We start from the raw sequence: 25,878 nt of genomic DNA on the forward strand, positions 1-25,878 counted from the left end.
TACATAGGTGTGTGACTAGAACGTCGGTGCCGGTTGGCTGTCGGGTTCGCGCAGGGCGGGCAGCAGGGCCGCCAGGACGAGCACGGTGGCGCTCGCCCCCAGCCCGTACGCGATCAGGGCGGTCGAGGGGCTGAACGCCTCCGCCAGCACGCCGGCGACGATGGAACCGGCCGCCGCGGCGGCCACCACCTGCGCCTGCCAGAGGCTCGCCACCCGGCCCCTGATCTCGTCGGGCGTGTGCCGTTGCAGCAGCGTGAAGCGGAGGATGTCGGTCAGGACGCGGCCCACGCCGTACCCGGTGAGGGCGAGGAAGGCCGCGAGCGGGACGGGACTGAGGCCGGTGGCGAGCACGGCGAGCCCCATCACGAGCAGGCAGGCCAGCAGCGCGAGGCCGGGCCGCCGGGCGGCGCCGATCCAGCCGCTGGTGAGCGAGCCGGCCACAGCGCCGACCGCGGGCGCGCTGTAGAGCAGGCCGAGTACGGCCTCGCCGCCGCCGAGACGGGTCTCGACGAGGGCGGGCAGCAGGACGACGGGTCCGCTGAGCAGCATCGTGGCCAGTCCGGCGACCAGGACGCTCCTGACCGTGCGGTGGCGTACGGCGAAGGCGAGCCCGGCCGCCATCGCCCGCAGCGGCGGCTCCCGGCCGGTCCCCGGCGCGGGGCAGGACGGCAGGCGGCTGATGCTGAAGGCAGTCAGAACGGTCGCCGCGGCGGCGGCGAGGTAGTTGGCCGCCACCCCCCAGGCCGCGATCAGCGCCCCGCCCGCGGCCGGTGAGACCATCGCCGACAGGTCGGCCGTGAGGCTGAGCAGCGCCCCGGTGGCCGGCAGGTGCTCGCGGCCGACGAGGGTGGGCAGCAGGGTGGTGAGCGTGGTGGCGCTGACGCCGCCGGCCAGGCCGTCCCAGGCGGCCAGCGCGTAGATGGGCCACAGCGGCGGGTCGGGCAGCAGCGCGTTGACCGCCAGGAGCACGAACCCGACCCCGGCGGCGCCGCGGGCGTACAGGATGACGCGGCGGCGGTCGTAGCGGTCGGCGAGCAGGCCGCCGGCGAGCGAGCCGGCGAACACGCACGCGCCCGCCGTGGTCGCGACCGCGCCGAGGTGCAGCGCCGACCCGGTGATCGCGTACACCTGGACCGGGACCGCCACCATGAGCAGCCCGATCCCGAACAGCGAGGCCAGCCTGGCCGCGAACACCAGCCGGAACGGCCGCGAGGTCCGCAGCGGCGTCAGGTCGAGGGTGATCTTCTTCAGCACGCTCATCCCGCCGACTCCCCGGCGAGGTGGGCGGCGATCAGGGAGCCGGTCAGCGCCCAGCCCGCCGCGCGGCCGAGCGTGTGGTGGTCGACCGGCACCGCGTGCTCGACCAGCCGTCCCGACACCTGCCGCCGCCAGGCCGCCCGGTTGGCGGCGCCGTCCTGCTCGTCCTCGCCGACGGAGGCGCCGATGAAGAGCATGTCGCCGTCGAACACCTCGAACGCGGCGTGTCCCATCTGCTCGCTGTGGCGCAGGTAGGACTCCACGATCCGGTCGAGGGCGGCCTCGTCGAAGGAGGTCAGCACGCTCTCGGTGCGGCGTACCCGGGCGTAGAGGTCCTGCTTGTCGGTGAGGTCGAGCGTGGCGGGGTCGAGCCCGGCCGAGGCGGCCACGTAGGCCATCGCCTCCGCGCGCAGCGCCGCGCCCGTGCCGTCGCCGCCGCCTCCGGTCTCGGTGATGTAGGCGTCGAGGACGGTCAGCGAGGCGACCGCGTGGCCCTCCCGCCGCAGCGTGGTGGCCACGCGGTGGGCGACCAGGCCGCCGTAGGACCAGCCGACAAGATGGTACGGCCCGCGCGGCGCGACCCGCCTGATCCGCTCCAGATACCCGGCGACGGCCTGCTCGAAGGTGAGCCGGGGCGCGGCCGGGTCGGACAGCAGCGGCTCCTGCAGCGCGTAGATCGGGTTCGCGCCGGGCAGGTGGGCGACCAGGCCGGTGTAGGACCAGCCGAGCCCACCGGCCGGGTGGAAGCAGAAGACCGGCGCCTCGTTCCCTGCGGAGCGGATCTCCAGCAGCGGCCGCAGCCCGCCCGTCCCGCCCTGCCGGTCGGCTGCTCTGGCCACCAGCCGGGCGGGCGTCGGCGCGTCGTAGACGTCGCGGACCGACACCGGGCCGAGCCGCTCGCGCAGCCGGCCGACCAGCCGCACCACCAGCAGCGAGTGGCCGCCGAGCGCGAAGAAGTCGTCGTTCCTGCCCACCTCGGCCAGCCCGAGCACCTCGCGGAAGGCGGCGGCGACCGCCTCCTCGCGCGGCCCCTGCGGCGGCTCGCCCGCGCCGGGCGCGGTGATGACCGGGCTCGGCAGGGCGTCCTGGTCGAGCTTGCCGTTCACGGTGAGCGGCAGCCGGTCGAGGGTGACGACCGCGGCGGGCACCATGTAGCCGGGCAGCACGGCGGCGGCCTCCTCCCTGACCCGTTCGGCGTCGATGCCGCCGCCCGCGGGCACCAGGTAGGCGACCAGGTGGACGGCGCCCTGGGCGTCGGTCCGCGCCACGACCGCTGCCTGCCCGACGCCGTCCAGGCCGGTGAGGACGTCCTCGACCTCGCCGGGCTCGATCCGGTAGCCCCTGATCTTGACCTGGCCGTCCGAGCGGCCCAGGAAGTCGATCAGGTGGTCGGGCCGCCAGCGGGCCAGGTCGCCGGTGCGGTACATGCGCCCGCCCGGCTCGCCGAACGGGTCGGCGACGAAGCGTCCCGAGGTCAGGCCGGGCCGGCGGTGGTAGCCCCTGGCCAGGCCGTCGCCCGCCAGGTACAGCTCGCCGACCGCGCCGGGCGGCACGGGACGCAGTCCGGGGCCGAGGATGTAGGCGCGGGTGTTCCAGATCGGGCGGCCCACGGTCGAGGTGGTGCTCTCGGCCAGGTCCGCGCCCAGCGCGTTGATGGTGTACTCGGTCGGCCCGTACAGGTTGTAGCCCTCGACGCCCTCGGCCGCGCGGATCCTGTTCCACAGCCCGGCGGGCACGGCCTCGCCGCCGAGCGAGAAGAAGACCAGCCCCGGGGCGTCCGGCGGGGCGTCGCCGCCGCACCGGGGCCGGTCCAGCAGCCCGGCCTCGACGAGGAAGGTCCCGTACGACGGGGTCACGTCGAAGCCGTCGATCCGCGCCCGGTCGAAGTAGTCCAGCAGCAGCGCCGGATCGCGCCGGGTGTCCTCGTCGATGACGTGCACCTCGTGCCCGGCCAGCAGCCAGAACAACTGCTCCCACGAGGCGTCGAAGGAGAACGAGGTGGTGTGCGCGATCCGCAGCCTGCGCCCGCCCTGCCGGGCGGTGACGTGGTCGAAGATGTTCTCCAGGTGGTTGTAGTACATGGTGGTCAGCCCCCGGTAGGGCACGGTGACCGCCTTGGGCCGCCCGGTGGAGCCCGAGGTGAAGATCAGGTACGCGGGGTGTTCGAGACCGGCGGGCGCGTGCCGTTCGTGGGCGGGGATCGGCTCGGGCGAGGTCGCCGCCAGCTCCCGCAGCGCCTCGGGCCCGTCGAGCACGACGGCGTCGCGCCCGGCCGGGAGCAGGTGGCGCAGCCCCTCGGTGGTGAGGACGACGACGGGCGCCGACTCCTCGATCATGTACGCGATCCGGTCGGCCGGGTATTCGGGGTCGATCGGCACATACGCGGCGCCCGCGGCGAACACCGCGAACAGCGCCACCACCATCAGCTCCGACCTGGGCAGCACCAGGGCCACCGCGCTCTCGGCGCCCACTCCTCTGCTCACCAGCAACCTGGCCAGCCGGGCGGCGGCGGCCTCCAACTCGGCGAAGGTCAGCTCCGCCGTACCGCTGACCAGGGCGCGCTCGTGCGGGACCAGCAGGGCCCGCTCGTGCAGCAGGTCGGCGATCGACAGCGGCGGCACCGGCCGAGGCGCGGGGTTGAGCCCGTCGAGCAGGTGCGCGCGCTCCAGGTCGGAGACGGCATCCACGCGCCCGATCGGCCGGTCGGGATCGTCGGCGAAGGCGGTCAGGATGCGGACGTAGGACTCCATGACCCGGGCGGCGTCCCGCTCGCCGAAGACGTCGGTGCGGAACAGCATGCGCAGCCGGGCGGTGCCGTCGGGCGGGCTGACCACCATCGTCAGCGGGTAGTGGGTGGCGTCGCGCAGGTCCCTGCCCTCGACCCAGAGCTCGCCGTCCGGGCCCCAGCGCTGGTCGGGGGTGACCTTGGGCTGGTTCTGGAAGACGAACAGCGTGTCGAACAGGTTGCGCCGGCCGGCCAGCTCCTGGATGCGGGCCAGGCCCACGTAGGGGTGGCGGACGACCGTCATGCGCTCGCGGCGCACCCGTCCGGCGATCGTGCGCAGGTTGTCGGCGGGGGCGGTGCGCACCCGCATGGGCACGGTGTTGAACAGCAGCCCGACCGTGCTCTCGATGCCGGCCAGCTCCGGCGGGCGGCCGTAGGTGAGCAGGCCGAAGACGGCCTCGTCGGCGCCGGTGTGCTGGTGCACGAGCACCGCCCACGCGATCTCGAACAGCGCGCTGGCGGTCAGCCCCAGCTCGCGGCTGACCGCGCCGAGCCGGTCGGACAGGTCGGCGTCGAGGTCTTCCTCCAGCTCGTCCATGCGGCCGGCGTCTGCGACGGCGTCCTGCGCGTGCGGCGCGACGAGCCCGGCCGCGCCGACCCCCGCGAGGAAGCCGCGCCACGCCTCCTCCGCCGCCGACATGTCCTGTACGGCGAGCCATTCCAGATAGGTGCGGAAGTCGCACACCTCGCGGCGTTCCTCGGCGGCGGGGTCGGTGTAGAAGGACAGCACCGACAGCAGGAACAGCGAGATCGACCAGCCGTCCATGAGGATGTGCTGGGCCCAGACGACGAAGCGGTGCTCGTCCCGCGCCATCCTGGCCAGCCCGAACCTGATGAGCGGCGGACGGGCGATGTCGAACGGCTGCGCCGCGCCGCGGGCCCGGAACTCCTCGAACGCCTCCTCCGGCAGGGGCGCGCCGCTCAGGTCGGCCGCCGTCCAGGAGAACGGGACGTGGGCCGGGATCGCCTGGATGGTGGCCTCGCCGAGGTCGTGGAAGCCGGCGTTCAGGTTGGGGAACTTGGCCAGCGCCGCCTGGACGGCCCCGGCGAGGCGGCCGGGGTCGAGGGGGCCGCGCAGGCGCAGCGTGTTCTCGGTGAGGTACACCTCGCCGGTGGTCTCGGCCAGCATCAGGTGGAACAGCAGGCCCTCCTGCAGCGGAGAGAGCGGGAGCACGTCGCGCAGCGGGCCCGTCCGGTTCTCCAGCCACCGGCGCCGGAACGGCGACAGGTCGAGCATGGGCGCCGCGGCCCTCTCCCGGCCGTCGGCCTCCTCTGCGCGCAGGTGCTCCGGCGCCCACGCGGCCAGCCGGTCGGACCAGGCTCGGAGCACGTCTGCGGCGTTCGCGGTGGTCCCGGTGGCTTCCAGGACCGTGTTCTCGGGGTTTCGGCGGACGGTGAAGGTCACGTCGTAGCCGGGTGGCGGGGTCAGGCCGAGGCTGAGCAGGACGCGGGCCTTCCTGGCGGGTTCCAGGAACTCGGCGGTGTCGGGGCGGTCGTAGCGGGCGGCGCCGTAGGCCAGGGCGGCTTCGCGGTCGCCGGGCAGCAGGGTGGGCAGGGCGCGCAGGAGGCGTTCCGGGTCGCCGGCCACGAGGTCGGCGTCGATCAGGACGGGGAAGACCCTGCCCAGCAGGCCCACGGTGCGGGGGTCTTGCTCGCGGTCGGGTTCGTACACGTCCAGCAGGAGCGTGCCGCTCACGCCCGCCTCGGCCAGGGCGGCGACCAGGGCGGCCAGGGCGAGCGGACGCCAGGGCTCGCCGTCCAGGCGGACGGACGGCTCGACGCGGTGGGCGTTCTGGCCGGGGTCGAGCCCCGGCCAGGTGGGGTCGGTCTCGGCGATGCGGTCGGCCAGGTCGAGCCACGGCTCGGCGGGGTCGTCTGGGCCGGGGGCAGCGCCGGGCAGGGTTCTGGCGTACTCGGCGAAGGACGTCGGCTCCGCGGCGGGGCGCCCGCCCTGAAGCTCGCCCCGCAGTCTGTCCTGGGGTTCACCTCGTAGTTCGTTCTGGAGTTCGCCGAGCAGGACGGTCCAGGAGCGGTCGTCCACCAGGGCCGGGTGGGCGCTGAGGAGCAGCTCGCCGGGGCCGGTCCGCGTGGCGTGGAAGACGCGGCCCGCGGCGGGGTCGAGCGGAGTGCCGTCCGCGACGAGGACCGGCTGGGCGAGCGCGTCGAGAGGGTCCACCACGCCGGTGCGCCACAGGCCCGCGCCGTCGCGCCACAGCCGGGTGCGCAGGGCGTCGTGCCGCAGCAGGCAGCCGCGCAGCGCCCCGATCACGGCCGAGTCACCGGTGCCGGGCGGCAGACCGAGAGCGCGCGTCTCGCCAGGGCGCTCGTCGGTGATCCGGTCCAGGAGCCATCGCTGGGCCGGGGTGAGCGGCGCGGGTTCCGCGGGTGCGGGGGTGTCGGCGGCGACCAGGTCGGACAGGCGGGTGTCGGCGTGTGCCGCCGCCTGGGCCAGGACGGCGGCGACCCCGGTCAGCAGTTGGCGGGCTGTACCCTCGTCGAACAGGGCGCTCGCGTAGACCACGGACAGATCCAGCGCCTGCCCCGCGCCGCCGTCGAACACGTGGAAGACCAGGTCGAACTTGGTGGTCCTGGTGTCGACCGGGCGGGGCGTGACGCGCAGGCCGTCGAAGGCGAGGGCGACGGAGGGCGCGGTGCCGTAGGAGACCAGGACCTGGAAGAGCGGGTTCAGCGTGGCCGCGCGCGGCGGGTTGAGATGCTCCACCACCTGCTCGAACGGCACCCGCGCGTGCTCCATCGCCGACAGGTTGCCCTCCCGCATCCGCTCCAGCAGGTCGCCGACGCGCGGGTCGCCGGACAGGTCGGCGGTGAACACGAGCGTGTTGACGAACAGCCCGACGACCTCGGCCAGCCGCTCCTCGGTACGCACGTCCATGGGCGAGCCGAGCGGGATCAGCTCCCCCGCGCCCGCCTTGGACAGTTGCACCGCCACCGCCGCCTGGAACACGGTCAGCACGCTCACCCGCCGCGACCTGGCCAGCTCGCGCAGCGACCGTGACAGCCCGGCGTCGAGCGGGTGGCGCAGGACCCGGCCCTCGTGGTCGCCGGCCTCGGGCCGTGGCCGGTCGAGGGGCAGCGCCAGGCGGCGGGGCGCGGCGGCCAGCCGTTCCGACCAGAAGGCGAGGTCGGCGTGGACCCGGGAGGCGGGGTCGGCGGCGTCGCCGAGCGTCTCGTTCTGCAGGCGGGCGTAGTCGGCGTAGCTCAGTTCGGGGGCGGGCAGGGAGGGGTCGCGGCCCTGGAGGCGGGCGGCGTGCGCGGCGGTCAGGTCGCGCAGCAGGATCTGCGCCGAGGTGCCGTCGAAGGCGATGTGGTGGGTGCCGACGTGCATGAGGTGGGCGTCGTCGGCGGTCCTGAAGAAGGTCAGCCGCAGCGGCGGCTCCGACTCCAGGTCGAAGGCCCGGTTGACAGTGGCCCGGACCGTTTCCTCCCGCTCGTGGTCCGGCACGTGGCGCAGGTCCACGACGTCGGCCCGCAGGTGCGCGGCCAGGACCCGCTCGGACAGGACGCGCTGGACCGGCCCGTCGGCGCGCAGCGGGTAGACGGTGCGCAGGATCGCGTGCCGGGCCGCCACGTCGAGCAGCGCCAGCCGGAACGGCTCCGGGTCGACGGGCCCGCCGCTCAGCTCCAGCATGACGCCGGTGTTGTAGGCACTGGAGGATCCCTCCAGGCGGTCCAGGAACCACAGCCGCTGCTGGGCCGGCGAGAGCGGCGCCTCGTCGGTCGCCTCCGCGACCCGGGGCTCGGGCTCGGGTTCCGCGGGCGCCAGCAGGTCGGCGAGCTCGGCCACCGAGGGCCGGTCGAAGACGTCGCGCACCTCCAGGGACCCGCCGGTGGCCGAGGTCAGCCGGGTGACCAGGCGCATCGCCAGCAGCGAGTGGCCGCCCAGCTCGAAGAAGTCGTCGCCGGGCCCGGTCACCTCCACGCCGAGGACGGCCGCGAACGCCTCGGCGACCACCCGCTGCGCCGCGCTCAACCGGGACGGCTCCCGCGCGGGCGCGGCCTGCTCGGGCTCGGGCAGCACGGCCCGGTCGAGCTTGCCGTGCGGGGTGCGCGGCAGCCGGTCGAGCAGCACGTACGCCGACGGCCGCAGATGCTCGGGCAGGTGGGCGGCGGCCAGTTCGCGCACCTCGTCGAGCGCCGCGGGCTCGGCCACCAGATAGGCGACCAGCCGAGGCTCGCCCCGCCGGTCCTCGCGCACGACGACGGCCGCCTGGCCGACCGCGCGATGCCCGATCAGCAGCGACTCCACCTCGCCGGGCTCGATGCGGAAGCCGCGGATCTTGGCCTGGTCGTCGGTACGCCCGAGGTAGACCAGGCTCCCGTCGGCGCGCCGCCGGGCCAGGTCCCCGGTCCGGTAGACCCGCTGCCCGCGGGCGAACGGATGCGCCACGAACCGGCTCGCGCTCAGCCCGGGACGCCCGTGGTAGCCCCGGGCCAGCCCCGCGCCCGCCACGTACACCTCCCCCGCGACCTCGTCCGGCACCGGCCGCAGCGCCCGGTCCAGCACGAACACCTGCGTGTTGACCACGGGCCCGCCGATCGGCAGCGGCCCGGACCGCTCGCCGGGCAGGCAGCGCCACAGGGTGGCGTCCACGGTCGTCTCGGTGGGCCCGTAGGAGTTGAACACCCGGTGCCGCACCGCCCAGCGGGCCGCCAGCGGCGCGGGACACGCCTCCCCCGCCACGACGACGACCCGCCCCGCCGGGATCTCCTCCTCGGCGATCTCGGCCAGCGCGGCCGGGGGCAGCGTGCAGTGGGTGATCCCGGCCTCGGCGATGAAGGCGCCGAGCGGGGCGCCGAGCCGCCGCCCGTCCGGCACGAAGACGAGCGCCGCGCCGGTCAGCAGCGCCATCGCGATCTCCCACACGGAGGTGTCGAAGCTCAGCGTGGCGAACTGCAGCACCCGGCCGCCCGGCCCCGCGCCGATCTCCTCGGCCATGGTGACGGCCAGGTCGGCGAGCCCGGCGTGGGTGACCACGACCCCCTTGGGCCGCCCGGTCGACCCCGACGTGAAGATCATGTACGCGGCCTCGTCCACGAGCGTGCCCGGCTCGGGCGGCGTGCCCGGCGAGGCGAGGTCGAGCGCGTCGAGCGGCACCGGCTCCGGCCCCGGCAACCCTGCGGGCAACGACGGCAGCGTCTCCCGGGTGGTGAGCACCGCCGCGGGCCCGGCGTCACGCAGCATCAGCGCGATCCGCTCGGCCGGGTAGGCGGGGTCGATCGGCAGGTACGCCGCCCCGGCCCGCTGCACGCCCAGCATGGCGACGACGGCCTCGGGACAGCGGGGCACCAGCAGCGCCACGACGTCCCCCCGCCCGATGCCGCGACCGGCCAGCGCCGCGGCGAGCCGGGTGCCCGCCGCGTCCAGTTCCCCGTAGGTCATCCGGTTCTCGCCCAGCTCCAGCGCCACGGCCCCGGGATCGCGGGCGGCCTGGCGGGCGAACAGCTCGGGCCAGGTGGCGGGCGGGACGTCGGCCTCGGTGGCGTTGTTCTCCAGCAGGATGCGCCCGCGCGCCCGCGCCGACAGCAGGTCGAACGCGCCGGCGCGCCGCTCCGGGTCGGCGACCAGCGCGGTGAACAACCTGGTCAGCGCCGGTCCGGCCGAGCCGACCAGCTCCGCGGGCAGCACGCCCGGCCGGTGCCGCAGCACCAGGCGCAGGTCGTCGCCCGGCAGGGCGGTGACGCCGATCGGGTAGTGGGTGGCGTCGTGACCGTCGACGGCGGTCACCGACAGGCCGGAGGCGGCGGCGAGCGCGTCCAGGCGGTTCTGGTCAAAGGGGAAGTTGTCGAAGACGGCGAAGGTGTCGCACAGCTCGGCGTGCCCGGCGGCGCGCTGGATGTCGGCCAGGCCGAGGTGGTGGTGGGCGATGAGCCCGGCCTGTTCGCGCTGGATCCGGCGCAGGCCGCGCAGCGCGCTGTCGCCCGGACGCAGCCGGATCCGGGCGGGGACGGTGTTGACGAGCATGCCGACGAGCCGGTCGGCGCCGGGCACCTCGGGCGGGCGGCCCGAGGTCATGCCGAGCACGACCACGTCGTCGCGGCCGGTCCAGTGGGCCAGCAGCATGGCCCACGCCCACTGCACGACGGTGTTGAGCGTCAGGCCGTTGCGCCTGGCCAGCCGGGTCAGGGCGGCGGTGAGCCCGGCGGGCACGTCGATGTCGAGGCGTTCCGGCAGCGGGACGGGCTCGTCGAAGGGGGCCAGGAGGGTGGGTTCGTCCAGGCCGGAGAAGTGCTCGCGCCAGGCGCGGGTGGCGGCCTCGTGGTCCTGGGCGGCCAGCCAGGCCCGGTGGGCGCGCGGGTCGGCCGGTGGCGGGAGGGCGCTGTCGGCGGCGGCGGCGCCGTACAGGGTGAGGAGCTCTTCGACCAGCACCGACAGCGACCAGCCGTCGAGGACGACGTGGTGGGTGGTGAGGGTCAGCCGCCACCGGTCCAGTGCCGTGGGCCGCAGGTCGAAGCGGATCAGGGAGGGCTCGTCCAGGTCGAACGGCTCCTCGCCGTCCCAGCGGGGCTCCGCGTGCGCGTGCACGATCTGGACGGCGGCGCCCGAGGGGGTGCGGGTGACGGAGCTGCGCAGGCTGGGGTGCCTGCGGACGAGGGCGGCGCTCGCGCGGCGCATGCGCTCGGGTGAGACGGGGCCGGACAGGTCGAGGGTCCAGGAGATGACGTACGGGTCGGGGCCCGCGGTCGTCTCCTTCCTGAACAGGATGCCTTCCTGCGGGGCCGTCAGCGGCCAGACCTCGCTCAGCGACGGGTGGCTCGCGCGCAGGGCGGCCTCGTCGGCCGGGCCGAGCGCGGGCGGGGACCAGGCGGAGGAGGCCGGGGCGGTGTCGTGGCGGGCCTGGGCGGCCAGTCCCGCCACGGTGGGGTGGGCGAAGACATCGGCGGGGGTGATCACGACGTGCCGGCGCCTGGCCAGGCCCGCGAGCCTGACCACGAGCACGCTGTCGCCGCCGAGCTCGAAGAAGCCCTCGTCCACGCCGGTCCCGGTACGGCCCAGCACTTCGTCGTACAGGGCGCACAGGCGGCGTTCCATCGGGGTGGCGGGACGTCGGCCCGCCGGGGCGTCCTGGCCGGGGGCGGGCAGGGCCTTCTTGTCGACCTTGCCGTTGGGGGTGGTGGGCAGGGCGGGCAGCGCGATCAGGTGGGCGGGGACCATGTGGCCGGGCAGTTTGGCGCCGAGGTGGGCGCGCAGTTCCGCCGCCGTGGGCGGCTCGGTGCCGGGCACGTAGTAGCCGACGAGCCTGCGGTGTCCCGAGGCGTCCCGGTGGACGGCGGCGGTGGCCTGCCGTACGCGGGGGGCGGCGCTCAGCGTGGCGGCGACCTCGCCGAGCTCGATGCGGAAGCCGCGCAGCTTGACCTGCTCGTCCTCGCGGCCGAGGAACTCCAGCACGCCCGCGCCGCTCCAGCGGGCGCGGTCGCCGGTGCGGTAGAGGCGGGCGGCGCGGCCGAAGGGGTCGGCGACGAAGCGGCCCGAGGTCAGGGCGGGCAGGCCGTGGTAGCCGCGGGCCAGCCCGGCGCCGCCGAGGTAGAGGTCGCCGGGGACGCCGGCGGGGACCGGGCGGAGGCGGTCGTCCAGGACGTAGGCGACGGTGTTGGCGATCGGGGCGCCGATGGGCGGGTCTCCCCGCAGGTCGCCGTTCAGGGCGGCGCGGGTGGACCAGACGGTCGTCTCGGTGGGGCCGTAGAGGTTGACGACGCCGGCGCCGCGGGCGCGCAGGCGGGTGGCCAGGGCGCGGTCCAGGGCCTCGCCGCCGGTCAGCGCGCGCACGCCATCCAGCGCGCCGTCGCCGTCGGCCTCGGCCAGCAGCCGCCACTGGGTGGGCGTGGCCTGCACGACGCTCGCGCCTTCGGCGCGGACGGCGGCCAGCAGCCTGGCCGGGTCGCGCACCTCGTCCTCGCGGGCGACGACCACCCGGCCGCCGGCGATCAGGGGCGCGAACAGCTCCAGCACCGAGATGTCGAACCCGGCCGTGGTCAGGGCGAGCACCGTGTCGTCGCGGCCGACGTCGTGTCCCGTCATCGACTCCAGGAAGTTGACCACGGCGGCCATGGGCACCACGACGCCCTTGGGGCGGCCGGTCGAGCCGGAGGTGTAGATGACGTAGGCGGCCCGGTCCGGCGCGTAGGGGGTGGCGGTGACCGGCTCGGCGGCGTGCGCCCGGTCCACCTCCAGCCGTGGCAGGCCCCCGGGGACGGAGGTCCCCGACGTGGTCAGCACCAGCTCGGGCGCGGCGTCCGCCAGCATGTACGCCAGCCGTTCACCCGGATAGTCCAGATCCAGCGGCAGATAGGCGGCTCCGGCCCGCCACACCGCGAGCAGGGCCACGACCAGCTCGGCCGAGCGCGGCAGCGCCACGGCGACCACCGGCTCCGGACCGCGCAGCCGCGCCCGCAGCTCGCCCGCGAGCAGCGCGACCCGCTCCTCAAGCTGCCCGTAGGTCAGTTCCGCGCCGTCGCAGCGCACCGCGACCGCGCCGGGCTCCTCCTGGGCGCGGCGGCGGACGAGCTGGTCGACGGCGGCGGGCGTCACCTGCCGGACCGGCCCCTGCCAGGCGCCCAGCAGCCCGGCGCGTTCGGCCGCGGTGACCAGGTCGAACGCGGCGACCGGAGCCAGCGGGTCGCGGGTGGCGGCCTCCAGCAGCAGTTCGAGCCGCTCGGCCAGCAGCGCGGCGGTGGCCGGGTCGAACAGGTCGGCGGCGTACTCGACCTCCCCGCGCAAAGGCGTGCCCTCGCCGCGCTCGCTCACCCGGAAGGTCAGGTCGAACTTGGCGGTGCCGGTGGCGACCAGGCGCGGCTCGCCGAGGTACAGCCCGCCGTCGCCGCCCGCGGGCAGCGCGTGGTAGCTGACCAGGACCTGGAAGATCGGGTGCCGGGCCAGGGAGCGGACCGGGTTGACCGCCTCGACGACGCGCTCGAACGGCACGTCCTGGTGGGCGTAGGCGTCCAGGTCGCTCTCGCGCACCCGGTCCAGGAGGGCGGCGAAGGTGGGTTCACCGGAGACGTCCACGCGCAGCGCGAGCAGGTTGACGAAGAATCCGGCCACGCCGTCCAGGGCGGGGTCGCCGCGCCCGGCGACGGGCGTGCCGACGCAGATGTCGTCACCGGCGCCCATCCGGTGCAGCAGGGCGACGACGGCGGCGTGCACCAGCATGAACGGCGTCACGCCCGACTCGGCGGCCAGGCGCTGCATCCTGGCGCGCAGCTCCGGGCTCAGCTCGAAGGCGTGCACGCCGCCCTGGTGCCCGGCCCTGGCCGGCCGGGGGCGGTCGGCGGGCAGGTCCAGTTCGGCGGGCGCCCCGGCCAGGCGGGCGGCCCAGTGCTTGACACCGGCCAGCGCCTCGGGGCCGTCGCCCGCCGGGCCGTCGAGCTGCCTGAGCGCGTGGTCGGCGTACTGGACGGCGAGCGGCTCCCAGGCGGGCGCGGCGCCACGGCGTCTGGCCTCGTAGGCGCGGGCCAGGTCGTCCAGGAGCACGACCGTGGACCACTCGTCGGCGGCGATGTGGTGCACGACCAGCAGCAGCACGTGCCCGCCGGTGTCGAGCTCGCACAGCCGGGCGCGCAGCGGCGGCTCGGTGGCCAGGTCGAAGGGGGGGCGGGCGGCGGCGGCCAGCGCGTCGTCGAGACCGGCGGCGCCGACCCTGACGACCTCCAGCGGCGGCGCCGCCTGGTCCGGGTCCAGGACACGCTGCCAGGGCAGGCCGAGGTCCTCGGGGAAGACGGTGCGCAGGCTCTCCTGCCGGGTGGCCAGGTCGGTCAGCGCCTCGCGCAGCGCGGCGAGGTCGACGGGCTCGCGCAGTTCGACGGCGATGGGGATGTTGTAGGTGGGCCGGGGTCCGTCGGTGCGGTAGAGGACCCACAGGCGGCGCTGCGCGGGCGACAGCGGGACGCGCGCCGGGCGTTCGCGCCGCGCCGGGACCGCGTGCTCCGGTTCGGCCGTGCGCAGGTACGCGCCGAGCGCGGCGACCGTGGGGTGGTCGAACAGGGCGCGCATGGTGATCCTGACCGCCAGCTCGGCCCGGACGCGGCCGGCGACCTTGGCCGCGCCCAGCGAGTCGCCGCCCAGGCGGAAGAAGTCGTCGTCCAGCCCGACGGCGGGCAGCCCCAGCACGTCGGCGAAGATCGCGCACAGGCGTTCCTGGGCGGGGGTGGCGCGCACGGCCGTCGCGGCGGCGGCCCTGACGGCGGGGTCGGGCAGGGCGGCGCGGTCCAGCTTGCCGTTGGCGTTGAGCGGCAGCGCCTCCAGCCAGACGAGGTGCGCGGGGACCATGTACTCGGGCAGGCTCTGGCGCAGGGAGTCCAGGACGTCGGAGTCGGCGGCGTGCTCGCCCGGCGCCCGCACGGCGTAGGCGACCAGGCGGCGGGAGGGGCCGCGCACGTCGGCGGCGGCGTGGGCGACCGAGGGCAGGGCGCGCAGGGCGTGCTCGATCTCACCCAGCTCGATGCGGAAGCCGCGTACCTTGACCTGGGCGTCGGCCCTGCCCAGGTAGTCGAGGACGCCGTCGGGGCGCCATGCGACCAGGTCGCCGGTGCGGTACATGCGGCTGCCGGGCGGGCCGTACGGGTCGGCGGCGAACCTGCCCGCGGTGAGGCCGGGCCGGTTCAGGTAGCCGCGGGCCACGGCCGCGCCGCCGACGTACAACTCTCCGGGCTCGCCGGGCGGCACCGGCCGCAGCGCGGCGTCCAGCACGTACGCGCGGGTGCCCGGCACCGGGCGGCCGATGGCCGGGGTGTCCGCGCCGACGAGCCCGGCGGTGGCGATCACCGTGGTCTCGGTGGGCCCGTACATGTTGAACACGGCGCAGCCCGGCATCCGCTCGGCCACGGCGGTCACCAGGTCGGCGGGCAGCGCCTCCCCGGCGGCGATCAGGCAACCCGCGCGCGCCTGGAAGGAGGGGTCGGCCAGGACCGTGGCCAGGACGGACGGCACGCCGCTGATCAGGCTGCCGCTCCAGGTGAGCCGGTCGTGCTCCAGCAGGGCCAGCGGGTCCTCGACGATCTCGACGGCGCCGCCGTTCAGCAGGGGCGCGAACATCTCCAGCGCCGAGACGTCGAAGGTGAGCGAGGTGGACAGCAGGACGTGGCGCAGGTGTTCGTCGCCGAGGATCTCGCGCGCCCAGGCGGCCAGGCCGGTCACGCCGCCGTTGGAGACGACGACGCCCTTGGGCATTCCGGTGGAGCCGGAGGTGTAGATCACGTAGGCGGCGGAGGCGGGGTGCGCGACCGGCGTCCCCGCGGCGGCCGTGACCGCGCCGACCTCGCCGTTTTCGCTGACGTGGCCGTTGTCGCTGACGTGGCCGTTCAGGACCAGCTCGGGCAGGCTCAGGTCGGCGCCGGTGAGGCCGGTTCTGGGGGTGCGCAGCAGCAGGACGGGTTCGGCGTCGCGGGCGATCAGCTCGGCTCGCCGCAGTGGGTAGCGGGGGTCGAGGGGCAGGTAGGCGGCGCCGCTCTTGAGCACCGCGAGCACCGCCACGACCAGCTCGGCCGTCCTGGGCAGGCAGACGGCGACCCGCTTCTCCGGTCCCGCGCCGCGCTCGCGCAGCAGGGCGGCCAGGGCGTCGGAGCGCCGGTCGAGCTCGCCGTAGGACAGCCGCGTGCCGTCGTGCCACACCGCCGCCGCGTCCGGGTCGCGGCGTACCACCTCGGCGAAGACCTCCGCCACCGAGCGCGCGGGGACGGGCGCGGCCTCGCCCGCCCACCGGTCGAGCACGGTGCGCCGCTGGCCGGGAGTGACGGTGTCCAGCGTGCCGATCGGGCGCTCGTCGAGACGGAAGCGGCCCAGGAAGTCCAGGAAACGCGCCCGGTGCCCGGCCAGCTCCTCGCGGGTGAACATCGACGGGTTGCCGTCGAACTCGAAGTCCAGCTCGTCGCCTTCCGGGCGGACGGAGATCGTCAGCTCCTCCACCGGCCCGGCCGCGAGGTAGCGCGAGACGCCGCGCGCGCCGCCGAAGCCGAGCGGCGCCTCGAAGGGCTTGACGTTGAGCCACACCCGGGACGGCGCGCGGTCGCCGCTCTCGGCCCGCAGGTCGCCGCGCATGTCCTCGAAGCGGTACTCCTGGCGTTCGCGCGCCCGCGCCAGCCGTTCCCTGGTACGGCGCAGCAGCTCCACCCCGCTGATCCCCGGCTCCGCGGCGACGTCGACCGGCAGCACGTTGACCCACGTCCCCGGCACCCGGGGATAGGCCGACCCCGGCTTGCCCATGAACGGCACCCCCAGGACCACGACCCGCTCGCCGCTCACGCGGTGCAGGTAGGCCACGACGGCCGCCATGACGACCTCGACCCAGTTCGCGCGATGGGCGGCGGCGCTGTCCTTCAGCCGTGCCGTGGCCTCGGCGTCCAGGCGGCCGGGCTCGCGCAGGAAGCTCCGCGCGGGCTCGCCCGCCCGCCTGGCCAGGCCGGTGGCGGCGGGCAGCGGGCGCAGCCGGTCCAGCCAGTGCCGCCGGTCCTCGTCGTAGCGGGCGGAGGAGCGGTAGTCCGCCTCCTGCTCCAGCGCCTCGGCCAGCGGCAGGAACGGGCTCGGCCCCGGCTCGCGGCCCTCGGCCAGTGCCGTGGCGACGGCGGCGACCCGGCGCTGCACCTGGGCGTGGGCGTAACCGTCGAGCAGGATGTGGTGGGCCCGCTGGTACCAGTAGTGGCGGCCGTGGCCGAGGGCGAACACGATCTGCCGCACGAGGTCGTCGCCGGTCAGGTCGAGCGGCTCGGCCAGGTCGGCCCACATCCGCCGCAGGGCCTCGCCGTGCGGGTCGGCGGCGGGCGAGAGGTCCACGATCGCGGCCCGGTAGGGCGAGACGGCGGCGACGCGCTGCCGTACGGACTCGCCCTCGGCCTCGAAGCGCACCCGCAGCACGTCGGTCTCGTCCATCACCCGGTCGATCGCCTGGACCAGGAGCGCGGGGTCGAGTTCGCCGGTGATCTCGACGTACTCGGCGGCGTTGAAGATGGGGTTGTCCGGGTCGAGCCGCTGGGCGAACCAGAGGCCGCTCTGCGCGCGGGACAGGGGCAGGATCGTCACCGTTCGTGTCTCCAGAGATCGCGTTCAGACGTGGAAGTGGCCCAGCAGGGCGGCCGCGGCGTCGCGGCCGGCCACGGCGGGATCGCCGGCCACCCAGAGGCGGCCCGCGGGCTCGGCGATTGAGATGACCAGGGGGTAGTGCTGCTCCAGCGCGTCGGCCCCGCTCTCGCCTTCGAGGGGTTCCGACAGGCTCCTGCGGATGAGGATCTGGCGACGTGGACAGCCGCGCAGCGCCGCGGCGCCCTGAGGATGGAGCAGGTGCAGGACCTCGTAGGACAGGGGGTCGGCCGGCGGCTCCTCGCCCGGCAGCGCGGGATGGATCTGGGCCGGACCGCCTTCGGGCACGATCTCCAGATCTGCCAGCAGCTCCGCCCGCCCCAGCCAAGCAGCCGTGATGTCGAGCACGCGCGCGGGGGTGAGCGAGTCGGCGGGGATGACCGCCCCGTCGGAGGCGAGTCCGCCTATCGGGGTCGACACTCGCAAGCGTGGCCCGGTGTTCGGGGTCCAGGGGCCGAACACCTCTGCCGTGCCCCTGGCCAGCAGTGCGAGCCAGGCGCCGAGGTCGTCCTCGTCGGCCGTGACGGGCGGCGGGCCGGTCGGTGCCGCGTGACCGGTCGACAGTTCGTGCAGGATCCGGTGCAGCGACGCCTCGTCGAACACCGCGCCATGCGCGGCCGCCACCAGCCGCCCGGGGAGGGCGACCACCCGCAGGGGACGGCCGGCGGCCAGGTCCACGCCCTTGCGGGCGAGGTCCAGGGCGGTGGTCAGGTCGGCGTCCTCACGGGTGAGCACCTCGGCCGCCCTCGGGACGACCGTGGCCCGCCAGGGCCTGCGGCCGGGCGTGGCGATGGCCAGCCGCGCCGCCTCGTGCCGCTCGGGCACCCAGGCGGGCGCCGAGCCCTCGACGACCGCGGTGATCAGGTACGACTCGACGGGCAGCCCGGAGCGGCGCAGCCGGTGCGCGGCCAGCGGCAACGCGGCCGCCTTCGTGAACAGGGCAGCCGCCAACGCGGCCGGCGTCCGGTGCTCGAACACGTCACCCACCGACACGGGCGGACCCGCCCGGTTGGCCAGCCGCATCGCGGTGATGCTGTCGCCGCCGAGCTCGAAGAAGTCGTCCTCCGCCCCAGGCTCCGCCAGGCCCAGCACGTCGCGGAACAGCCCGCACAGCCGTTCCTCCGCCGCCCCCGACGGCGGCCGGGTCGCCGCCCGATCGGGGACGCCGGGGTCGGGCAGCGCGCCGCCGTCCACCTTGCCGCTGGCCGTCCTGGGCAGCTCCCCAAGCGGTACGAACGACGCCGGGACCATCGCCGCGGGCAGCAACCCGCCCAGATGGGCACGCAACGATCCGGATTCCACCGCACCGTCCCGCCCGACGACGTACGCCACCAGCGAGGTGTCGCCGCCCGCCCGGCTCAGGGCACGGACCGCGCAGTCGCGCACCGCCGGGTGGGTCCGCAGCGCGGCCTCCACCTCCCCCGGCTCCACCCGTACGCCGCGGATCTTGACCTGGCCGTCGATCCGGCCCAGGAACTCCAGCACGCCGTCGGGCCGGCGGCGTACCAGGTCGCCGGTGCGATACATCCGCTCGCCGGGCGCGAAGGGGCAGGCCACGAAGTGCCCGGCGCTCAGCCCCGCGCGCCCGTGGTATCCGCGTGCGAGCTGCACGCCGCCCAGGTACAGCTCCCCCGGCGCCCCGTCGGGCACCGGCCGCAGCCAGGTGTCCAGGACGTGGGCGGCGGTGTTCCAGATCGGCCGTCCGATCGGCACGACCGGCTCGATGCTCGCCGCGTGGGCGGTGACGTCGATGGCGGCCTCGGTGGGGCCGTACAGGTTCTCGATCGCGACCGTCCCCAGTACGGCGCGGGCGCGCTCGACCAGGTCACCGGCCAGCGCCTCCCCGCTGCACACGACCCGCCGCAGGTCCGGCAGATCGGCGGCGCCGGGCGTGTCCAGAAACTCCCGCAACATCGTCGGGACGAAGTGCACGACCGAGATCCGCTCCGCCCGCATGACCTCGGCCAGGTAGGCGGGATCCCGGTGCCCGCCGGGGCGCGCCATGACCAGCAGCGCGCCCTGGGTGAGCGGCCACCAGAACTCCCACCCCGACACGTCGAACCCCGCGGGCGTCTTCTGCAGCACCCGGTCGTCGGCGCGCAGCGGGTAGGCGTGCTGCATCCACCGGATCCGGTTGGCCAGCGCCCGATGGCTGATCGCCGCCCCCTTCGGCCTGCCGGTGGACCCGGAGGTGTGCAGCACATAGGCAACCCGGTCAGGGTGAAGCTCCTCCCCGGGCACCATGTCCCCGCTGTCCGGGTGCTCCTCGCCGGGCGCCGTCACCGCACCGGGCAGGCGCCCCTCGGCGGGCGCGATGTCTCCGCGCGGCAGGTCCTCCTTGGCAGGCGGGGCGCCGGGCACGTCGTCCTCGGTCAGCACGTGAACGGGGCGGGTGTCGTCCAGGATGGCGCGGGAGCGGGCGGTGGGCTGGTCGGGGTCGAGTGGGACGTATCCCGCTCCCGTCTTGAGCGCGGCCAGCAACGCCACCACCAGTTCCACCGACCGGGCGCGCGCCACCCCGACCAGCCGCTCGGGCCCCGCGCCCCGCGCGCGCAGCGAAGCGGCCAGCAGGTCGGAGCGCCGATCCAGCTCGGCGTAGGTGACGACCTCCCGCTCGTCGCGGACCGCGGGCCGTTCGGGGTGCAGCGCCGCCTGCCGCCGAAACATCCGCACCACGTCACCCTCCGGTACGGCGACCGCCTCCCCCTGGGCGGGCACCGGCTCCTCCGGCAGCACGTCCACGACCTTGGCCCCGGGCCGGGCGGCCATCGCGGCGAGTACCCCGGCCACCCGGCCCGCCAGATCCTCCGGCTCGCAGGCCGGCGCCCCGGGCAGGCGATCCACCGACACCCGCAGCCGCTCTCCCGGCACCACGATCAGCGTCAGCGGGTACCCGGTGGCGTCGCTCCCGCTCACCCCGCGCAGCCGCAGCCCGCCGAACGAGCGCCCGTCCAGCACGGCCGCGTCCACGGGATGGCTCTCGACGACCACGAGCGTGTCGAACAGCTCCCGCCGCCCGGCGGCCCGCTGGATGGCCGCCAGCCCCACGTGCTGGGCGCCGAACGTCCTGGCATGGTCGTCACGCACCCTGCGCAACAGGCGTTCCACGGACTCAGCCGGATCAAGCACCACCCGAGCCGGAACGGTGTTGACGAACAATCCGACCATCGTCTCGATCCCCGCCACCTCGGCGTCCCGGCCGGAGACCGTCAGCCCGAAGACGACGTCGTGACGACCGGTGAGCGTGCGCAACACCAGCGCCCAGGCAGCCTGCACGGCCGTCCCGAGCGTGACCCCGGCCCGACGGCACAACTCCCGCACCGCCCCGGACACCTCCTCACTGAGCTCCGCCCGAAACCGCTCCGGCCCCACCTCTCTGGACATCTCCCCCGCACCCGACCGCGCGTCCGTCCGCGTGTCGGCGCGTGTGTCCGTCCGGGTGGCGGTTCGGGTGGGTGGGCTGCCGGTCAGGGTTGGGCCGTCGAGGTCGGCGAGGTGTTCGCGCCACACCGCCAGTGCCGCGTCGTCGCCGCCGTCGCGGCGCCGGTCGCGCAGCCAAGCCAGAAAGTCCCGGTACGGCGACGCCGGCGCGAGCGGCCCGGGATCGCCGCCGGTCTCGTACAGCCGGAGCAGGTCGGCAATGACCAGCGAGTTCGACCACCCGTCCAGCAGCAGGTGGTGGTAGGTGAACAGCAGCCGGTGCCGCCCCTGCACCGGCACGAGGGTCATGCGCAGGCAGGGCGAGGCGGTCAGGTCGAAGGGGCGGCGCGCGTCGGCCGCCTTGATGCGGGCGTAGGCGGCCGGGTCGGCCGTGCCGTACACCTGGAAGGGCAGGACGCTCTCGGCCGGGATGACCTGGACGGCCTGGCCGGAGGCGCGGGTCACGAACGCGGCCCGCAGGTTGGGGTGGCGGGCGAGCAGGGCCTGGCCCGCGGCGCGCAGCCGGTCGGGGTCGAGGGGGCCGTCGAGGTCGAGGTCGAGCTGGACGAGGTAGGGGTCGTGGCCGCCGCCGGAGTGGAAGAGGATGCCTTCCTGCAGCGGGCTGAGGGGCAGGACGTCCTGCAGGGCGCTCATGCGTGCCTCCACTCGCGCTGGAGCCGGTCGAGTTCGGCGGGGCCGAGGTCGTCGATGAGGGGGTCGGCCGGTCCGCGTAGCTCGTCCTGGAAGAGGGCGGCCAGGTGGCCTACCTCGGACGAGGTGAGCAGGTAGGCGGCCCAGGTCCACTGCGTGTGCAGGGTGGGGCCTTCGCGCAGCACGGCGTTGATCTCCAGGCAGTGCGGGAGGGGCAGGGCGGGGTCGGCGTTGCCGCGGACCACGTCCTGACCGGCCGAGCCCTGGTCCTGGCCCCAGTAGTTGAAGCCGATCTGGGCCCGGGGCAGCCCGGCCAGGATCGGCGCGGTGCGCGGGTTGAGGTGGCGGAGCAGGCCGTACTCGACGCCGCGGGCGGGTGAGAGGCGTTCGCGCAGCGTGGTACGGCCGTCGCCGGGGGCGAGCCGGAGGCTGACGGGGTACTGGCTGGTCAGCCAGCCGACGGTCCGGGACAGGTCGGCGCCGGGCAGCAACGACTCCTCTCTGCCGTGGCCCTCGACCTCGACCAGGAGGGGTGGCTCGGGGCCGGGGTGCCAGCGGGGGACGGCGCGGGCCAGGGCCAGCAGCAGGCGTGCCGGCGCGTCGTGGGCGTCGAAGGGGGTGGTGGTGAGCAGGGACCGGGTGGTGCCGACGGTGTCGCGCCTGGGGTCCAGTGGCCTGCCGCCGAGGGGGGCGCCGGCGTCGCGGGCCAGGTCTCGCCACGCGTCCAGGCCGGTCTCGCTCTCGGCGCGTTCGTGGAGGTGACGGGCCCAGGCGCGTAGCGAGGTGCCGGGTTCGGGCAGGCTGCCGGCCTCGCCGCGTACGCGCTGCTCGCAGGCCGTGACGAGGTCCTGCAGGAGGATCGGCCAGGAGACGGCGTCCACGGCCAGGTGGTGGACGGCGACCAGCAGCGTGCGCGGGTCCAGCGGCGCGACGGCGGCGACCTCGCCCGCCACCGGGTCCAGGCGCTGCGACATGCGCTGCTCGTCGGCGTGGGTGACCAGGACGTGCTCGGCCCTGACCTGTCCCGGTTCCCTGATCACGTGGCGCCAGCCGCCGTCCTCGCCGGGCGGCAGGAGACGGGAGCGCAGCGCGTCGTGGGTGTCGAGCAAAGCCTGGACGGCGGCGGAGAGGATCGCGGGGGTGACGTCGGCGGGCAGGTTCACGACCCGCGCCTGTGTGTAGCCGGTCAACGGGCCGCCGCGTTCGAGGAGTTCGGCGAGGATCGGGGTGAGCGGCACCTCCCCTGAGGACGGCTCTTCCGCCCTGGCCGGGTGGTCGTCGTCGCGGGCCGCGGTCAGGAGGGCGCGGGCGCTCTGGTGGACGAACACGTCCCTGGCCGTGAAGCGCAGACCGGCCGCGCGGGCCCGGCCGACGAGGCGGATGGCCGCGATGCTGTCGCCGCCCAGCGCGAAGAAGCCGTCGTCGGGGCCCACCCGCTCCAGGCCGAGCACCTCGCCGAACAGCAGGCACAGCCGCCGCTCCGCGGCGCCGCCCGCCGCCGGGCTCGGGGCCTGTGGCGAGGGTGCGGGCAGGGCGGCGCGGTCGAGCTTGCCCGCGCGGGTGAGCGGAAGGGAATCCAGCACCATGACGGCCGCGGGCACCATGGCCTGGGGCAGGAGGCGGACGGCGTGGGCGCGTACCCGCTCGGGGTCCAGGTCGCCGGAGCGGGACACCACGTAGGCGATCAGGCGTTCGCGGCCGCCGGGCGCGGAGCGGCGGGCGGCGACCGCGGCCTGGGCGACGTCCTCGTGCGCGGCCAGGACGGCCTCCACCTCGGCCGGCTCGATCCGGTTGCCGAGGATCTTGAGCTGGTCGTCGGACCTGCCGAGGTAGTCCAGCAGGCCGTCGGCGCGGCGGCGGGCCAGGTCGCCCGAGCGGTACAGGCGCTCACCCGGCACGAACGGGCTGGCCACGAAGCGGGAGGCGGTCAGGCCCGGCCGGCCGAGGTAGCCGCGGGCGAGCTGGTCGCCGCCGAGGTAGAGCTCACCGGTCACGCCGGGCGGCACCGGGCGCAGCGTCTCGTCCAGCAGGTGGGCGGAGCAGCCGGGGGCGGGCACGCCGATCGGCACGGTGCCCGCCGGGAGGTCGCCGGTGTCGGTGAGCTCGTGGAGGACGCAGCCGACGGTGGCCTCGGTGGGTCCGTACTCGTTCACGGCGGTCCTGGCGCCGGCCCCGCTCCGGCTCGTCTGCCATGCGCGCAGGTGGGCACCGGTCAGCGCCTCGCCGCCCACGACGAGCGTGTGCGCACCGCCGAGGGCGTCGCCCTCCAGCAGGGCCAGGTGGCTGGGGGTGCACTTGGCGAAGGTGAGGCCCTCGACCGGCGTGCCGAACTCTCCCGTGACCACCCGTCCGCCTGCCGTGAGCGGCCCGAGCGCGCTGGTGAGGTTGAGGTCGGAGGTGAGCGGGCCGGACAGCAGCGCCGTCCCGGCCAGGCCCGGGTAGCGCTCGACCGCCCACGACAGGTACGCGGCCAGCGCCGCCCGGCTGACCACGACGCCCTTGGGCCTGCCGGTGGAGCCGGAGGTGTAGATCACGTACGCGGCCTGATCGGGGTGGGGCTGGGCGCGTACCGGAAGGGTGGCAGCCTCACCGCCGAGCGAACCCGCCCTGACAGCCTCGCCGTCGGGCAGGTCCGCCCTGGCGGCCGCCTCGTCGGGCAGGTCCGCCCCGACCTCCGCGTCGTCGGGCAGGTCGGCTCTCACGGTCTTGACGTCGGCGGGCAGCGGCGGCGATCCGGCGGCGGTGATCGCGAGGCGGGCTCCGGCGTCGGCCAGGACGGCGGCGTTCCTGGCGGGCGGATGGCCGGGGTGCAGGGGCAGGAAGGCGGCGCCGGCCTTGAGCGCGGCCAGCGCGCCGACCAGGCTCCACTCCCCTTCGGGCAGCGGGAGCGCCACGACGCTCTCCGGTCCGGCGCCCAGTTCGGCCAGCCGCCGGGCCAGCAGGTCGGAGCGGCGGTCGAGCTCGCCGTAGGTCAGGTCACCGGCCGCCGGACGCTCCGGGTGGGTACGCGCCCAGCCGGCGAACTGGCGGGTCACCCAGGTCTGCGGCTCCTCGACCCGGTGGGGCGGACCTTGGGCGAGCCGGTCGTCGCGTTCGGCCGGGGTGAGCAGGTCGATGCGGTGCAGGGGCAGATCGGGGTCGGCGACGGCCCGCTCGACCAGTCGTACGAGGCGCTCGGCGAGGGTCTTGGCGGCGGCGGGGCCGAGGCGGGCGGTGGCGACGTTGAGCACGCCCTCCAGCGGCCCGTCCGCGTGGTCGACGAAGGCGAAGGTGAGGTCGAACTTGGCGCTCTCGGCGGGGACGGGGATGACCTCGCCGCGCAGGTCGTCCAGCGGTAACGCGCGCCCGTCGGCCTTCTCGTAGACGGTCATGACCTGGAAGAGCGGGTTGTGGCCGGGCGAGCGGGCCGGGTTGAGCCCGTCCACCAGCCGGTCGAACGGCAGCACGTGGTGTCCGTAGGCGCGCAGCCCGCGCTCGCGCACCCGGGCGAGGAGCTCGCGCAGCGTGGGCCGCCCCGACAGGTCGGCGCGCAGGATGGTGGCGTTGACGAGCAGGCCGACGAGGTCGTCCCAGCGCGGGTCGTCACGGCCGGAGACCGCGACGCCGAGCGGGATGTCGTCGCCACCGCCGAGCCGGTGCAGCAGCGCGGCGACAGCGGCCTGGAGCACCATGAACGGGCTGGCCTTACCACGCCGGGCCAGCTCGCGCAGGGCCGCGGCGGTGGCGGGCGGAAGGGCGAACGGCACATCGGCCCCCGCCTCGCCCGCCTCGTTCCCGGAGCCGTCGAGAGGCTCCGAGCGGTCGAAGGAGTCCGCCCGGTCGAACGGTTTCGCCCGGTCGAAAGGTCCCGTGCGGTCGGAGGATTTCGGGCGGTCGGAGGGGTCCGCGTGGTCGGAGGGCAGGGGGATGCGCTCGGGCAGCCCGTCGAGCGCCTGCCGCCAGTGCGCGATCTCCCTGGCCGTCAGCGATCCGGGGTCGTCCTTGTCCCCGAGCAGCTCGCGCTGATGGCGGGTGTAGTCGCCGTACTGCGCGGCCCGGGCCGCCCACTGGGGCGCCCGCCCCGCGCGGCGTGCCCGGTAGGCCGTGTCCAGATCCCTGGCCAGCACCTGGAACGACCACTGGTCGGCGAGCACGTGGTGCAGCACGAACAGCAGCACCGGCGCCCCGCCCGCCACCCGGAACAGCCACACCCCCCAGGGCGGCTCCTTCTCCATGTCGTACGGCCTGGCCACCGCCGCCCGCACCCGCTCGTCCAGCTCGTGCCCGGCGACGTCCACGACCGTGAGGCCGCCCCGCCACGCCGCCTCCACGCGCTGGCACGGCTCGTCGTCGGCGGCGGCGATCACGGTGCGCAGGATGTCGTGCCGGCCCGCCAGGTCGGCCAGCGCCCGGCCGAGGGCGGGCTCGTCGGGCGCGCCGCTCAGACGCAGCGCGAAGGGCATGTTGTAGGTCGCCGAGGGGCCGTTCCAGCGGTGGAGGAACCAGAGGGCTCGCTGCGCGTAGGACGCCGGTGTGGAATCTGCTGCCATCGCGGGTGGTCCGCCTCCTGAAAGGTCACCTGACCGTCCCGGACGGGACGAAGCAAACTTAGGTTAGGCTAACCTAAGTTCACTGACAAGGCCATCCCGTGACCACGGGCGGTCCCGTCCACGTTTCAGGCTTGCTTATTAGGTTTGCC

4 protein-coding genes are annotated in these 25,878 nt (G+C 75.5%); all 4 read right to left on the minus strand.

Annotated features, from left to right (window positions below; translation table 11 throughout):
- Nucleotides 1-15: 15 nt before the first annotated feature.
- The 4 genes from entS to ACIBEJ_RS07220 are packed head-to-tail and all read right to left on the minus strand — an operon-like array spanning nt 16 to nt 25,729.
- On the minus strand, nt 16-1,260 hold the full coding sequence (gene entS, locus ACIBEJ_RS07205; RefSeq protein ID WP_397181718.1) for an enterobactin transporter EntS: 1,245 nt from the start codon (nt 1,258-1,260) through the stop codon (nt 16-18).
- Nucleotides 1,257-17,072 carry an amino acid adenylation domain-containing protein gene (locus tag ACIBEJ_RS07210; protein ID WP_397181719.1) on the minus strand — a complete coding sequence of 5,272 codons (15,816 nt, stop codon included), beginning with the start codon at nt 17,070-17,072 and terminating at the stop codon, nt 1,257-1,259. The genes entS and ACIBEJ_RS07210 overlap by 4 nt, the downstream gene beginning before the upstream one ends.
- Nucleotides 17,073-17,096: 24 nt before the next feature.
- A complete protein-coding gene (locus ACIBEJ_RS07215) occupies nt 17,097-21,203 on the minus strand; it encodes an amino acid adenylation domain-containing protein (RefSeq protein WP_397181720.1) in 4,107 nt (1,368 codons plus the stop codon).
- Nucleotides 21,200-25,729 carry an amino acid adenylation domain-containing protein gene (locus ACIBEJ_RS07220; RefSeq protein WP_397181721.1) on the minus strand — a complete coding sequence of 1,510 codons (4,530 nt, stop codon included), beginning with the start codon at nt 25,727-25,729 and terminating at the stop codon, nt 21,200-21,202. Before ACIBEJ_RS07220 ends, ACIBEJ_RS07215 begins: the two co-directional genes overlap by 4 nt.
- Between the last annotated feature and the right edge of the window lie 149 nt (nt 25,730-25,878).

The sequence above is a fragment of the Nonomuraea sp. NPDC050790 genome (assembly GCF_044456745.1).
Taxonomy (GTDB): domain Bacteria; phylum Actinomycetota; class Actinomycetes; order Streptosporangiales; family Streptosporangiaceae; genus Nonomuraea.

What these genes read in the sequence shown, in the direction of transcription:
- ACIBEJ_RS07215 (WP_397181720.1), bottom strand. Translation starts at nt 21,203, where the DNA reads ATGAGCGCCCTGCAGGACGTCCTGCCCCTCAGCCCGCTGCAGGAAGGC.
- entS (WP_397181718.1), bottom strand. Translation starts at nt 1,260, where the DNA reads ATGAGCGTGCTGAAGAAGATCACCCTCGACCTGACGCCGCTGCGGACC.
- ACIBEJ_RS07220 (WP_397181721.1), bottom strand. Translation starts at nt 25,729, where the DNA reads ATGGCAGCAGATTCCACACCGGCGTCCTACGCGCAGCGAGCCCTCTGG.